Below are 13,912 nucleotides of genomic sequence, written 5' to 3' on the forward strand. Positions count from 1 at the left end.
AAGATACCTGGTGCGCGATACTGGGATTGAACCAGTGACCTCTTCCGTGTCAGGGAAGCGCTCTCCCGCTGAGCTAAACGCGCTTAAACATTTCAACCAGGCCCGGTGAAATGAGAGCGGATGACGAGACTCGAACTCGCGACCCTCACCTTGGCAAGGTGATGCGCTACCAACTGCGCTACATCCGCATCGATGTCACGACCTTTCCGGCCGCTCGATCGAGAAGTAACAATAGCCTGGATCGCCGTGGCGGGACAAATCCCGTGGTTGATGGGCCTAACTTTGGGCGAACCGGTGCGTAAGTTGTGGGGATTTAAATCCCATCCGTGTAATTGTAAGAACCAAGCGACCAGCGGATTAGGTTTTCTGAATGCTGGTGGTGTAACTTTTTGAACGCAGCCAGCGCGCTGGCGCGCAACTTGAGGTCCCTTAGCTCAGCGGAAGAGCGCTTCGTTCACACCGAAGAGGTCACTGGTTCGAACCCAGTAGGGACCACCACAGCAAAGCCCCGCCCTCTCGAGGTCGGGGCTTTCGGTTGTCTGCGATGAGTGAGAGCAGTCAGCTTGCCGACAAGGACTTCTCAAACAGCACCGCACCCCGGGTGGTGATCAGTCGTACGGTGAGCTCACGGGATTCGGCGTCGATGTCCACCTCGCCGAAGTGCTGACTGTCACCGAGCGGCGACTCGTTGGTTGCCCCGGCGTGGCTGAAGACCACCTCTGGGCCAAAGGTGCCATCCATCTTGTTGGGGCCAAATGCGCCTGCATTGAGAGGACCGGCGACGAACTCCCAGAATGGAGCGAAGTCCTGGAACTGCGCGCGGGAGGGGTCGTAGTGGTGGGCTGCGCAATAGTGCACGTCCGCGGTCAGCCATACGACGTTCGGGACTTCCCGGATGGCCTGGAGCACCCGGGCAATTTCTGCCTCGCGCCCCACGGGAACTCCGTCTGAGCCGTTGGACACACCTTCTTGGTGGTCGCCATCCGGCACCACGATCCCCAGCGGTAGATCATTAGCCACAATCTTCCATGTTGCGGTGGACTGTTGCAGGGATTGGATCAGCCACTGCTCCTGAGCAGCGCCCAGAATGCGACCGTCGGCCTGTGTTCCCTTGTGGTTGAGGGTGTTGTCGTCCTTGTAGGAGCGCATGTCCAGGACGAAGATGTCCAGGAGTGGGCCGTGGCTGAGCTTGCGGTAGATGCGTCCATCCACCGGGAGCGTGGGGTCTGTTGGCTGCCACTCGTGGAATGCCTGATGGGACCAATCGGCCAGGGTGTTGACGTCCTTGACCCGGTATTCGTCTAGGTCAAGAACCTCATTGGGATACCAATTGTTCACGGTCTCGTGATCGTCCCACTGCACAATCTGCGGAACGCGTGCATTGAAGTCCCGGTAGTTCTCATCCAAAAGGTTGTAGGCATAGCGCCCGCGGTAGTCCTCCAATGATTGGGCTACGCGAGACACCTCCTCGGTAACCACGTTCTTCCAGATCTTCCCATCCGGCAAGGTGACCTCTTCCTTGATGGGATTGTCGGCATAGATGGTATCGCCACTGTGAAGAAAGAAGTCGGGATTGCGCTCGGCCATGGTGCGCCAGCCAATCATTCCACCCATCTCCGGGTTGATGCCGTAGCCTTGCCCAGCCACGTCCGCGCTCCAATGGAAGCGGATGTTGCGGCGCTCGCCTGGGATGCGCAAGAACCCGTAGGTCGGCTCAGATAGAGCGCCGGAGTAGAGATCCTCCGCCTGTACCCGGTAGTGCACCTCGCCGGGATTAAGGCCGGCGAGACGGAGCTTGCCAGTAAAGCCTGACTCTGGTGTGAGAGCTGCCTCAGAGGTGTAACGCCGTACGTTGCGGAAGGAGGCATCAGAGCATGTCTCCACAATCATGCGTGAGGGGCGATCGGCGCGCGTCCACACTAACGCGCTGGAGGTGGTGACATCTCCTGATGCCACCCCATGGGTGATAGAGGGGCGGTCGGGGAGAAGTCCGCCGAAAAAGCGCGAGGAAGATCCAGGCAACGACGATTGTCCTGCTGCAGTTCCGGGGAGCGCCAGGCTTCCTAGTCCGGCTATGCCACCTGCGCCTAGGCCGGTGAGAAACTGACGTCGGTTAAGCGGATAAGGCATTGTGGCAGTCCTTAACTGATAGGCAGGCACGAAGCGGTCAGCGGTGCCGGAGCGTATGCGGTGGACATTGCCGGGAGGTTGCAGGGAGGTTGCCAGGAACTTTTTTCTTGGGGGAGCCGACTACTCTTAGGCGATGGCTGTGAATGAAACTCACGTGCATTCGCAGACTGCCTGTTCCGCTGTTAAAGGAAAGGATCTCTACAGATCATGACGTCTCCTGCTCGCTTGCGAAGGCTGGGAATTGCCACGGTCGGTGCAGCACTAGCCGCGACCTTGAGCGCACCGTTGGCTTCTGCTCATGACGTTGTTACCTCGGCCAACCCGAAGGATGGGTCGACGGTAGGTGCCTTCCCGGAAGAGATCTCGTTGGAGTTCTCCGCCCAACCACGCGATGGCTTTAACACCTTTGCCGTTACCAATACCGACACCCAAGAAGTTGTCTTTTCTGGCGAGCCAACCATCGATGGTCGCGTCTTGAGCCTCGATGTTCCAGAGGGCACCAACCCCGGTCCTGGCGATTACACGATCGGCTACCGGATCACGTCCTCGGATGGGCACGCGACACAGGGGACGTCCACTTTTACAGTCTCGGCAGAAAGCGCCACCACTGAATCAGCCAAGAACGAGGACGCTGCAAAGCAAGAATCCGCTGAGACTGAGCGCAGTGCTGGACTGACCTGGATAATCGCCATCGGCGCAGTTCTGGCAGTTGCTGCCGCAGCCGTCGCGGCAATCATGCGTTCCCGCAATTCTCGAGCGAAGTAGATCAGCTACTTCTTGCGCTCACCTTCACAAACAGAAAGAAGAAACCCCATGGCTTTGCACAACCGCGCTCTCGCCCTTACCGCCGCTGCCGCTCTCGCTTTCACCGCAGCAGCCTGCTCTCCCTCTAACGAGAACTCCAGCACGTCTGCCGCTCCGTCTACAACCGCCACCAGCGCCCAGGAGACAGCGCATAACCATGAGCACGAGCACGCAGGAAACGGTTTCCACGCTCACGATGGCGTCGTCCGCGAGAAGGGCGCAGATTCCGACATGACCGCCATCTTTGGCAACCTGCACAACCCATCCGACAAGGACGTGGTCATCACCGGCTTTACCACGAGCCTGAACGCTCCCATCAACGAGATCCATGAGACCGTCAACGGCAAGATGCAGAAGATGACCACCCCGCTGGTCATCCCGGCCGGTGAGTCCATTGATCTGGAGCCGGGCGGAGCACACTTCATGATCATGGGTTACCCGGAGGAGATCAAGGCTGGCGACACCGTTGAAGTTTCTGTCACGCTTGACGACGGTTCCACCGTCGACCTGGGTGATTTCGCGGTCCGCGCTATCGGCGCAGGCGATGAGGAATACGGCTCCGAAGGTCACGAGGGCCACGAGGGTCATGGCGATCACGCAGGTCACGAGGGTCACGAGGGGCACTAGGTAACATCGCCATGAGTTCACTTCCTTCCCGGAGGCAGTTTCTCCACGGTGCAGCCGCTGCGGCAGCTCTGGCCTCAGCCTCCCAGGTAACGGCGCGAGCGAATACCTCCCCGGCAACGTCAGCCCGGCCTGTCCCCGGCGAGGAGCGCGATCGTCAGCTGAAAGAGCCCTTCGACGGCACTCATCAGGCGGGAATAGCCACGCCTGCCCAGCATCACCTCGTCCTCCTGGGCTTTGACCTGAAACCCGAGGTCCAGGCCGAGGACTTGCCAAGGCTGATGCGGGTGTGGACTCAGGATGCACGCTCGCTCACCCAGGGTGAGAACCCTCCGGGAAGCCTCGAGCCGGAGATGGCCGAGAATCCGGCCGGGCTCACAGTGACGTGTGGGTTCGGACCAGGCTTTTTTGCCGTCGCGGGGAAGGAGCACCTCGCGCCCGGGTGGTTGAAAGAGGGCTTGCCGCACTTTTCTCGGGATCAGTTGGACCCCGCCTACGGCCAGACTGACATCGTGCTCCAGGTGTGCAGCAATAACCCGACTACGGCTGCCTTTGTAGCGCGCCATGTAGTCCGCTCAGCCACCACGTATGTGTCTCCGAAGTGGACTCAGCGAGGTTTCCTCACTCCAGATGCGAAGTCGTCTACGCCACGCAACCTTTTCGGTCAGCTTGACGGAACCGTCAACCCGCGCACGCCGGAAAAGTTCGACGAGCAGGTGTGGATTGATAAGGGGCCGGAATGGATGACCGGGGGAAGCGCCATGGTGATGCGACGCATCGCCATGAACCTGGATTCCTGGGAGACGCTGGATAGAAATTCCCGCGAGGTAGCGCTAGGGCGCAAGCTCAGCGACGGGGCTCCGCTCAGTGGTGGCCAAGAGTTTGACGATGTGGATGTCAGGGCCGTCGATAAGTACGGACTCCCGAAGGTCGACCGCAACTCGCACGCTGCCCTGGCTCGGCCTGCAGAGGGGCATCCAGAGCAGCGCCTCTTGCGACGCGCCTACAACTTTGACCAGGGGATCAACGATTCCGGGCTGGTTTTTGTGTGCTACCAGAAAGATCCGTTGGCGCAATTTGCCGCCATTCAGAAGCGCTTGGACGCTTCGGACGCGATGAATACCTGGGTCACACACGTGGGCTCGGCGGTGTACTTCGTGCCGCCGGGGACCAGTAAGGACGCGGGCGACACTTACTGGGGTCAGCGTTTGCTTGAAGCCTAAGCGCGCTAGGATTGCTGGCGTTCTGTCTTGGCTCAAGACAGTCTTGGCGGCCGGGTATGTCGCCAAGAAAACCCGAGCGCAATTGAAGGAGCGCACACCCATGTCTGAAGTCGACGCCCCAGCAGTGGTCATCGCACCGTTTAACGTTCCCGCCGGCCAGGCCGTCGGAGCCACAATGCGAGACCTGGAGCTGCCCAACAAGGGCCCTGACGCCATTGTCTGCGTCAAGGACTCCTCCGGAGAGCTCAAGGACCTGTCCTTTGTTCCGGAGCAGGACGGTGAATTCACCCCCGTCCCCGCGTCGACTGAAGAAGGTCGCTCCGTCATCCGCCACTCCTGCGCACACGTGTTGGCGCAGGCTGTGCAGCAGGAATTCCCGGGCACCAAGCTGGGCATTGGCCCGGCGATCGAGAACGGCTTCTACTACGACTTCCAGGTTGAAGAGCCCTTCACGCCAGAAGACCTCAAGGTCTTGGAAAAGGCGATGAAGAAGATCATCAAGTCGGGCCAGAAGTTCGTGCGTGGGACCTACGAGTCCGCCGAACAGGCGGCTGAGGACTTGAAGAGCGAGCCATTCAAGCTCGAGCTCATTCAGGACAAGGGAGCCGTCGATCCAGATTCTGACGAGGCTACCGAGGTGGGGGCGGGAGACCTGACCCACTACGACAACATCAACCCGCGTACCGGTGAGGTCGTCTGGCACGATCTCTGCCGCGGCCCGCACGTGCCCACCACGCGCTACATTCCGGCCTTCACGCTGACCCGTTCGTCTGCGGCCTACTGGCGCGGCGATCAGTCCAAGGCGGGACTGCAGCGTATTTACGGCACCGCGTGGGAGTCCAAGGAGAAGCTCGAGGAATACCAGCACATGCTGGCGGAGGCAGAAAAGCGCGATCACCGTCGCTTGGGCACCGAGCTTGACCTGTTCTCTTTCCCGGATGAGATCGGTTCCGGCTTCCCGGTGTTCCATCCCAATGGCGGGATCATCCGTATGGAGATGGAGAACCATTCGCGCCGCCGCCACGTGGAGGCTGGCTACTCCTTTGTGAACACGCCGCACATAACCAAGGGCGATCTGTTTAAGAAGTCCGGCCACCTCGATTGGTACGCCGATGGCATGTTCCCCCCGATGCAGCTCGATGGAGAGACCAACGAGGAGGGGCAGGTGACCAAGCAGGCGCAGGACTACTACGCCAAGCCGATGAACTGCCCGATGCACAACCTCATCTTCGCCTCGCGTGGCCGCTCCTACCGTGAGCTGCCCCTGCGTCTGTTTGAGTTTGGCACGGTGTACCGCTACGAAAAGTCCGGTGTGATCCACGGCCTGACCCGTGCGCGCGGATTTACGCAGGACGACGCCCACATCTACTGCACCGAGGAGCAGCTCGAGGAAGAGCTGACCAGCGTGCTGCAGTTCATCCTCTCCCTGCTGAAGGACTACGGCCTCGACGACTTCTACCTGGAGCTGTCTACCAAGGATCCGGACAAGTACATCGGCGACGATGACGTTTGGGAGCGTTCCACCGAGATCCTGCGTTCTGTTGCAGAGGGCTCCGGTTTGGAGCTCGTTCCGGACCCGGCCGGCGCCGCCTTCTACGGCCCGAAGATTTCGGTGCAGGCGCGTGACGCGATTGGCCGTACCTGGCAGATGTCCACGGTCCAGCTCGACTTCAACCTGCCGGAGCGCTTCGATCTGGAGTACACGGCTAGCGACGGCTCGAAGAAGCGCCCGATCATGATCCACCGCGCGCTGTTCGGTTCCATCGAGCGGTTCTTCGGCGTGCTGGTCGAGCACTACGCAGGTGCTTTCCCGGCCTGGCTGGCGCCGCATCAGGTCATGGGGATCCCGGTCGCGGATGAGTTCGCTCCGCACCTGGAGAGCATTGCGCAGCAGCTGCGTCAGCGCGGCGTCCGTGCCGAGGTGGACAACTCGGACGATCGCATGCAAAAGAAGATCCGCAACCACACCACTGGCAAGGTTCCCTTCATGTTGTTGGCAGGCGCGCGTGACGTGGAAGCCGACGCGGTGAGCTTCCGCTTCCTCGACGGATCCCAGGTCAATGGCGTTCCGGTGGCCGAGGCCGTCGAACTCATTGCCTCCTGGATTGGAGACCGCGTGAACGAGCAGCCGAGCGAGCAGGCCATTGAACAGCGACGCAGCTAATGGGCCTGCGGAAGCCCCGGATCGCCTCGAGCGCATCTGGGCTCCACACCGCTCGCGCTATATCACGGCCAACCGGGGAAGCGACCCCTTTGTCACGGCCCCGTCGCTAAGCGACGAAGAGGGACTGATCATTGCACGCGGCCGCACCGTGTTTGCGTTGCTCAATCTGTACCCGTACAACGCGGGTCACCTCATGGTTGTGCCATACCGCAAGACCTCGTTGCTGGAGGACTTGAGCACCGAGGAAGCCAACGAGCTCATGCACTTCGCTCAAATCGCGGTGCGCGCGCTGAAGAGGGTTTCCCGGCCGGAGGCTATCAACGTGGGTTTCAACCTCGGGCGAAGCGCGGGCGGTTCGGTCACAGATCACCTGCATCTGCACGTCGTCCCGCGGTGGCCTGGGGATTCGAACTTCATGACCGTGATCTCAGGCACCAAGGTCATGCCCGCACTGCTCGAAGAAACTCGGGCGGCGCTCGCGCAGGCCTGGCGTGAGGTGACTGCGGAGGATGAGCACTAATGCTCAGTGTGCACGGCAGGAAGCCTGCCAGCGTCGTTGTGGAACCGGTGGCCAAGGGCTTAAACCGGTTGGGATTAAGCCCTAATACCGTCACCGTGGTCGGTGCTGCACTCACCGTGGCAACCGCCGTGGTGCTCATACCCACCGGACATCTTTTCGCTGCTGCAGTTGTGTCTGCTCTCTTCGCCGCCTTTGACATGGTCGATGGGACAATGGCTCGCCTGCGGGGTGGAGGAACCACATTTGGCGCCACCTTGGATGCCACATGCGACCGGATTACGGATGGCGCGCTATTTTCCGCGATTGTCTGGTGGCTGGTGTACGTCGACCACGCTCATCAGGTGTCGGTCGCGGCAGCTTTGGTGGTGTTGGTGTCTTCGCAGGTCATCAGCTACGTCAAGGCCAGGGGAGAGGCCTCTGGATTGCGCATGGTCGGAGGTCTGATCGAGCGGCCAGAGCGCCTCATCCTCGGCCTAACCGGCGTGGGGCTAGAGGGACTAGGTGTGTCCTGGGCTATCGAGGTGGCCATCTGGGCCCTGGCCGTGGGCAGCGTGTTCACGGTTTGCCAGCGCCTTCACATGGCAGCAACTTCGCCTCAAGCAGGTGCCCACATCGCTGCGCCGGCAGGAGCTAGCCAAACATGACGAGCATCGTAGGGCTGCTTAAGCAGGGTGAGTTCGCGGCGGCAGGATACGTCCTCGGATGGCGCGGCGTGGCTAAGCTGCCCGAAGCCCTTTCGGCTGTGTTGTTTCGAGCCGGAGCAGACTACGTCAGCGACCAGGGCCGCGGGATGGAGATACTGCGACGCAACCTCTCACGCGTCGTGGGTCCACAAAACGTCACTCGCGAACTAGTCAAGCAGTCCGTGCGCTCTTACGCGCGGTACTGGCTAGAGGCCTTCCGGCTGCCCACCATCGCAGATGACCCGGATCTGCATGCGCGCCTAGACGCGGGCATCGAAGGCAGGGAGTATTTCCAACGATCTGTCGATGCAGGAAAGGGCGTCGTTCTGGCGCTGCCGCATTCCGGCAACTGGGACATGGCCGGAATGTGGCTGGTACACAATTACTCCACGTTCACCACGGTGGCCGAGCGGGTTAAGCCGGAGGCCCTGTTTGAGGAGTTCGTGAAGTTTCGAACCAGCCTGGGCTTTGAGGTTATCGCTCTCACCGGTTCGGAGACACCGCCCTTTGACACCTTGCGCGCGCGGTTAGAAGCCGGTGGCGTGGTGTGTCTGCTGGGCGAGCGAGACCTCAGCGGCCGTGGAGTAGAGGTGGAGTTCTTTGGCGAGCGCACCACCATGCCCGCGGGACCGGCCAAGCTGGCTCGTCAGACAGGTGCAGCTCTCCACGTTGTTCACTCCTTCTACACTGACGACGGAGGGTGGGGGCTGTCCTGCTCGCCGGCCGTTGAGGTGGACACGGTGGAGAATACGACGCAGCGGATCGCTGATCTGTTCGCTGCCAACATCTCGCGGCATCCGCAGGACTGGCACATGTTGCAGAGGCTATGGCCGGCTGACTTTACTCGACGGCGTCGCAGCAGGTAACTCGTGCGAATCGGAGTCGTATGCCCGTATTCCTTCGACGAACCCGGCGGAGTTCAAGCCCACATACTTGACTTAGCCATGGTTTTACGTGCCCAGGGCCATGAGGTCGAGGTCTTAGGGCCGGGCGTCAACACGGCGGCGCAGCCTGATTGGGTCACGCTGACTGGGCCCGCTCGTGCGATCGCCTATAACGGATCGGTCGCTCGGGTGAGCCTGAGTTTCGCGGCTCGGCGAGCCGTCGATAAGTTCCTAAGGAAGGGCCACTTCGATGTCGTCCACCTTCATGAACCGAACGCGCCGAGCCTGTCGATGCTCGCACTCGGAGTGAGCGACGGGCCGTTTGTGGCCACGTATCACGCCTCAAGCAGTCAATCGTGGGCGCTGAAGCTCGCACGACCGTTCTTGTCTCCGCGGTTGGACAAGATTCAGGCCGGAATTGCTGTTTCCGAGATGGCCCGGCGATGGCAGGTCGAGCAGATGGGTGGCGACCCGCTTCTCATTCCTAACGGCGTGGACACCCGAACTTTTTCTGCCGCGCGGCACGACACCAACGGGCCGGTACGCATTGCCTTTTTGGGGCGTCTGGATGAGCCACGCAAGGGGTTGAGTGTCCTGCTCGAAGCGCTGCGCCTGCTGGATCGGCGTGTCAACGTCAGCGTGATGGGTGCAGGGAAACGTCGCGAAAGCATCCCGGGCGTGGACATCGAGTACCTGGGAAAGGTCACCGACGCGCAGAAGGCCCATGTGCTCGGTGCCAGCGACATCTTCGTCGCTCCCAACCTCGGGGGCGAATCCTTTGGCATCATTCTGGTTGAGGCCATGGCCGCCGGGTGCGCGGTGCTGGCCTCGGACCTGGAGGCGTTTCGCGCGGTTTGTGCCAGCGAGTCAGCGCAGCCGGCGGGCCACATCTTTCGCAACGCGGACTCTGCTGATCTGGCTCAGGGGCTCAGGATGCTTATCGACGATTCCGCCTACCGGAAGCGCCTCATCGAAGCAGGTCAACTTCGGAGCCAGATTTACGACTGGGAGCGGGTATCTCAGCAGATCCTGGCGGTGTACGAGACGGTGGCAGCGGGGAGGGGCGCATGAACGTACTCATCATCGCCTGCTTGGCAGCCGTGATACTGATTGCTGGCTGGGCGTATGGAACCGCCCAGCGGCTGCACACTTTGCACATTCGTGTGGACTCGACGCTGGCGGCGCTCGAAGCCGCGCTGGATAGAAGGGCAGCGGTGATTGCGGCACTAGAGCCGGCAGCAGCGGCGGCTGGGGCGAGGGCGGAGTCGGTCCCGCTTGTTCACGGTGCCATGGGAAAGAGGTGGGAAGCAGAAGCAGAGCTAGCGCCCTGGCTCAAGGGCGAGGTTTGCCCGCAAATTGCCTCTGCCCAAGTGCGAGTCGACTTGGCCAGGCGCTTCTACAACGAGGCTGTGGCTGACGCGCGGGCTTTGCACCTGGCCTGGCCAGTGCGGGTGCTGCGTCTGGCTGGCACGGCGCCGTTGCCCGAGTTCGCGGATAAAGAAGTATAAGTCGGTATAAGTAGCGAATCGTTAGATAGCGTTCGGGTCGTATGGGGGCCCCATTGCTAGAAGTACCGAGAAAACAATGATCACACCGACGAGGATGAGGGTAATCGTGCGGATGGGGTGACGTACGAGCTGGGCCAGAGCGTGATCGGGAATAGAGCGAGGCGTCTCGCTCCTGTCCGCAAATCGCCACGGACCGTCGAGCAGTCCCTTCTTATCCACCCAGTAAGTAAACGGCAGCGCGCCGAAGGGGATGACCGACACAATGAGTCCGATCAGCCCGACTCCGGGGGACCAGCGGTTGTTAACCCACAGCACAATCGTCAGTACAACAAAGCATAGGAATCCGAAGCCGTGAATGGGCCCTGCGATGGGCACAAGTGCCTCAGTTAGGCCGGAGTACTTGGCTACCATCGCGAGGATAAGCAGGGTCCAGGTCGTCATTTCGAGTCCCGCCGCTAGGCGGTGGAGGGATTTTGGTGACATGAAAACCATCCTAAGGGTTGGCGGCGATCGGTAAGGTGGGCGACCGTGCACGACGTTCTTGAGCAGCTCATGACCGAACCTCAGGCAGGGGATACGTTTTGCGGCCCGCCTTCTAATTCCGAGATTCCGCGGACCTTCGGTGGTCACCTGTTAGGGCAAGCGCTCGCGAGCATGGCGCAGACCGTGTCGCAGGAACAGGTGCCATTGTCGTTTCATAGCTATTTCGTGGCGCCTGGGGCGTCGTCAAGCGCCGTCGAATACTACGTCGAACGAGTGCGTGACGGGCGTTCGGTATCGCATCGCAGCGTGAGGGGTGTCCAGGAAGGCAAGACAGTTTTTATCGGTGCTGCGGCCTTTCACCGCCGAGACGAGTCCGGTCCACGGCATAGCCGGTCTATGCCTGAATTGGCGGGGCCTGAGCAACCACTTCCCAAGGATCCGCCGTCGTCACGCGCTTTTCTTCAGGAGTGGGAGGATTTTGATCTCCGCATGGTTCCCGGAGGCGTTTGGATGAAGCATGCCCCGTTGCAGCAAGACGATCTGGCTTCTCATGCGGTCCTCCTGGCGTACATGTCGGACATGACTCTGCTGCATACCGCGCTCGAGGGCCATCCAGCGGCAGAGGTGGCTATGGCGTCTCTGGACCATTCGCTGCAGTTTCTCGACGATTTCCGTGTGGACGAGTGGCTGCTCTTCCACACGGATTCCCCTCATGCTGCGGAGGGAAGGGCCTTGACGCATGGGTCATTCTTCACGTCGGATGGTCGTCTGGTGGCAGAGGTAACGCAACGCGGCCTTACTCGGCACTAGGCGGGTGGTTGACCGGGCGCGGACCGCAATTCTGCTCGGTATATAATGACCTGCGATTAAAGCGAAGCCGCCGACGAAGGGAGCGTAATGTCCGGACACTCAAAGTGGGCGACCACGAAGCACAAGAAGGCTGCGAACGATGCTAAGCGCAGCAAAGAGTGGGCCAAGATGATTAAGAACATCGAGGTGGCTGCTCGCACCGGCGGTGGCGACCCGGCCGGTAACCCCACTCTCGATGACATGATTAAGAAGGCCAAGAAGGCCTCCGTTCCCAACGACAACATCGAGCGCGCCCGCAAACGCGGAGCCGGTGAAGAGGCTGGCGGAGCTAACTGGGAATCCATCACCTACGAGGGTTATGGCCCCAACGGCGTAGCGATGCTGATTGAGTGTCTCTCGGATAACCGTAACCGCGCTGCCAGCGAGGTGCGCACCGCCATGAACAAGAACGGCGGCAACCTCGGCGAGTCCGGCTCCGTCGCTTACATGTTCACCCGCGTGGGTTACGCTCTCGTGCCCAAGGGCGAGCTCACCGAGGATGACGTGCTCATGGCCGTTCTGGATGCTGGAGCAGAGGAGGTCACGGAACAGGGTGAGTTCTTCGAGGTGACCTGCCAGTCCAGCGACGTCCCTGCAGTGCGCACCGCCCTGGAGGAGGCTGGCTACGAGGTCGAGGACTCTGGCCAGGACTTCCGCGCATCGGTGAACGTGCCGCTGGAGGCGGCAGACGCCAAGAAGGTTATGAAGCTCATCGACGCTCTCGAAGAGTCCGACGATGTGCAGGATGTGTACACCAATATGGAGCTTTCCGACGAGGTCCTCGCCGAGCTCGAGGCCTAAGAGCTGCAGCTCGACAACGTCGAGTCGAAAACATGTGCGTTAATCCGGTACAGTTGCGCACGTGAATCTAGAAGGCATGCGCGTAATGGGGGTCGACCCAGGCCTGACTCGCTGTGGGCTCAGCGTGGTGCAGGCGGGGCGCGGGCGCGCAGTTGTGCCGGTGGCCGTCGGTGTGGTGCGCACGCCAAGCGATGCCGAACTTACCGAGCGACTCTTGAGGATCTCGCGCTCGGTGGGCGAGTGGATGGATGACTACCGCCCGGACGTCATGGCCATCGAGCGCCTGTTCGAGCGGGGGACTGTCTCCACCGTCATTCACACGGCGCACGCTGTTGGGGTCATCATGCTGGCTGCCGCCGAGCGCGGCGTCCCGGTGTATCACTACACCCCGAGTGAAGTGAAAAAGGCTGTTTCGGGCAACGGCCGCGCCGATAAGAAGCAGATGACGTCCATGATTACCCGCATCCTCGGACTTGCCGAGCCACCAAAACCCGCAGACGCCGCTGATGCTCTCGCTTTGGCGGTATGCCACTGCTGGCGAGCACCGCTTATCGCGCGTGCCTCGCAACTGGGGGCAGCGGGACACACGACAAACTTCGTTTCTTCAGCGCATCACTGAGTGAGGTTTAGACCATGATCGCTTCTCTTCACGGCACCGTCCTCGACATTGCACCGGGCAACGCAGTCATCGACTGCAATGGTGTGGGTTACCTCATTCTGGCAACGCCGCGGACACTGGGGCAGCTGCGCAGGGGAGAGGAAGCATTTGTGCTTACCCACCTGGCAGTCAAAGAAGACGCGATGACGTTGTACGGCTTTGCGACGGGCGAGGAGCGCCGATTCTTCCTGCTCCTCCAGTCCGTTACTGGGCTGGGCCCCAAACTCGCTCTGGCTACCGTGGGTACGTTGTCCCCTGAGGAGCTGGCCCAGGCAATCAGCGCAGGGGATACAAAGCGACTGCAATCCGTGCCGGGGATTGGCAAGAAGGTCGCCGAACGCATTGCCATGGAGCTTAAGGACAAGGTCGCAGAATTCGCGCCTCAGCCCACATCCTCGGTCGCTGCCACGAATCCGAATCCCGCTGTGGCAGGCCAGGTGGTGGATGCATTGGTGGGCCTAGGATTCAGCGAGCGGCAAGCTGAGCCCGTGGTTACCCAGGTGCTCGCCGAGCACCCGGAATCTCCGGTCAACATCGTCCTGAAGGCCGCGCTGACGCAGCTGGGTAAGGCCTAAAGAGTA

At 61.0% G+C, this 13,912-nt stretch carries 15 protein-coding genes and 3 tRNA genes; 14 read left to right on the forward strand and 4 right to left on the reverse strand.

The annotated features are described in order from the left end of the window. Window positions 1-8: 8 nt before the first annotated feature. Window positions 9-83, reverse strand: a tRNA-Val gene (locus FHE74_RS05170). Between the two features lie 32 nt (window positions 84-115). After that, window positions 116-188 (reverse strand) — tRNA-Gly (locus FHE74_RS05175). A gap of 235 nt (window positions 189-423) precedes the next feature. Here FHE74_RS05175 and FHE74_RS05180 point away from each other — a divergent pair. Continuing rightward, window positions 424-498, forward strand: a tRNA-Val gene (locus FHE74_RS05180). Between the two features lie 60 nt (window positions 499-558). Here the strand turns inward: FHE74_RS05180 and FHE74_RS05185 are convergent. Further along, entirely contained in the window at window positions 559-2,130 is a 1,572-nt protein-coding gene (locus FHE74_RS05185) for an alkaline phosphatase D family protein (RefSeq protein WP_139465448.1), read from the reverse strand. Between the two features lie 207 nt (window positions 2,131-2,337). On the opposite strand from FHE74_RS05185, the gene FHE74_RS05190 reads away from it, so the two are divergent. The 9 genes from FHE74_RS05190 to FHE74_RS05230 all read left to right on the forward strand — a co-directional run bounded on the left by FHE74_RS05190 (window position 2,338) and on the right by FHE74_RS05230 (window position 10,540). Next, window positions 2,338-2,895, forward strand: a complete 558-nt coding sequence (locus tag FHE74_RS05190) for a copper resistance CopC family protein (RefSeq protein WP_139465449.1) — start codon at window positions 2,338-2,340, stop codon at window positions 2,893-2,895. A 48-nt stretch (window positions 2,896-2,943) separates the two neighbouring features. Further along, on the forward strand, window positions 2,944-3,561 hold the full coding sequence (locus FHE74_RS05195) for a copper chaperone PCu(A)C (RefSeq protein WP_180339687.1): 618 nt from the start codon (window positions 2,944-2,946) through the stop codon (window positions 3,559-3,561). Between the two features lie 11 nt (window positions 3,562-3,572). Beyond that, window positions 3,573-4,781, forward strand: coding sequence for a Dyp-type peroxidase (locus FHE74_RS05200; protein ID WP_139465450.1), 1,209 nt, complete (start codon window positions 3,573-3,575; stop codon window positions 4,779-4,781). 100 nt (window positions 4,782-4,881) lie between these two features. Further along, window positions 4,882-6,945 carry a threonine--tRNA ligase gene (gene thrS, locus FHE74_RS05205; protein WP_139465451.1) on the forward strand — a complete coding sequence of 688 codons (2,064 nt, stop codon included), beginning with the start codon at window positions 4,882-4,884 and terminating at the stop codon, window positions 6,943-6,945. Next, a complete protein-coding gene (locus FHE74_RS05210) occupies window positions 6,926-7,465 on the forward strand; it encodes an HIT family protein (protein ID WP_139465452.1) in 540 nt (179 codons plus the stop codon). Before thrS ends, FHE74_RS05210 begins: the two co-directional genes overlap by 20 nt. Beyond that, complete coding sequence (gene pgsA / locus FHE74_RS05215; protein ID WP_139465453.1) at window positions 7,465-8,109, forward strand: phosphatidylinositol phosphate synthase; 645 nt, start codon at window positions 7,465-7,467, stop codon at window positions 8,107-8,109. The genes FHE74_RS05210 and pgsA overlap by 1 nt, the downstream gene beginning before the upstream one ends. Further along, complete coding sequence (locus tag FHE74_RS05220; protein WP_180339688.1) at window positions 8,106-9,014, forward strand: phosphatidylinositol mannoside acyltransferase; 909 nt, start codon at window positions 8,106-8,108, stop codon at window positions 9,012-9,014. The genes pgsA and FHE74_RS05220 overlap by 4 nt, the downstream gene beginning before the upstream one ends. 3 nt (window positions 9,015-9,017) lie before the next feature. Further along, window positions 9,018-10,103 (forward strand): glycosyltransferase family 4 protein, encoded by a 1,086-nt coding sequence (locus FHE74_RS05225; RefSeq protein ID WP_139465454.1) that lies wholly within the window; start codon window positions 9,018-9,020, stop codon window positions 10,101-10,103. Then, on the forward strand, window positions 10,100-10,540 hold the full coding sequence (locus tag FHE74_RS05230) for a hypothetical protein (RefSeq protein ID WP_139465455.1): 441 nt from the start codon (window positions 10,100-10,102) through the stop codon (window positions 10,538-10,540). The genes FHE74_RS05225 and FHE74_RS05230 overlap by 4 nt, the downstream gene beginning before the upstream one ends. A gap of 21 nt (window positions 10,541-10,561) precedes the next feature. Here FHE74_RS05230 and FHE74_RS05235 read toward each other — a convergent pair whose 3' ends face one another. Further along, window positions 10,562-11,023: a DUF3817 domain-containing protein gene (locus FHE74_RS05235; RefSeq protein ID WP_139465456.1), complete on the reverse strand. Its 462-nt coding sequence runs from the start codon at window positions 11,021-11,023 to the stop codon at window positions 10,562-10,564. A gap of 69 nt (window positions 11,024-11,092) precedes the next feature. Between FHE74_RS05235 and FHE74_RS10855 the strand changes: the two genes are divergently transcribed. The 4 genes from FHE74_RS10855 (at window position 11,093) to ruvA (ending at window position 13,906) form a co-directional block, all read left to right on the forward strand. Further along, the gene (locus FHE74_RS10855) at window positions 11,093-11,833 is read left to right on the forward strand and encodes an acyl-CoA thioesterase (RefSeq protein ID WP_281279396.1); all 741 of its coding nucleotides are present in this window, start codon (window positions 11,093-11,095) and stop codon (window positions 11,831-11,833) included. Window positions 11,834-11,920: 87 nt separating this feature from the next. Beyond that, entirely contained in the window at window positions 11,921-12,673 is a 753-nt protein-coding gene (locus FHE74_RS05245; RefSeq protein WP_139465458.1) for a YebC/PmpR family DNA-binding transcriptional regulator, read from the forward strand. Window positions 12,674-12,734: 61 nt separating this feature from the next. Continuing rightward, entirely contained in the window at window positions 12,735-13,292 is a 558-nt protein-coding gene (ruvC, locus tag FHE74_RS05250; RefSeq protein ID WP_139465459.1) for a crossover junction endodeoxyribonuclease RuvC, read from the forward strand. Between the two features lie 14 nt (window positions 13,293-13,306). Then, window positions 13,307-13,906 (forward strand): Holliday junction branch migration protein RuvA, encoded by a 600-nt coding sequence (gene ruvA, locus FHE74_RS05255; RefSeq protein WP_139465460.1) that lies wholly within the window; start codon window positions 13,307-13,309, stop codon window positions 13,904-13,906. The last annotated feature ends 6 nt before the right edge of the window (window positions 13,907-13,912 follow it).

This window comes from Corynebacterium tapiri, assembly GCF_006334925.1.
Lineage (GTDB): Bacteria > Actinomycetota > Actinomycetes > Mycobacteriales > Mycobacteriaceae > Corynebacterium > Corynebacterium tapiri.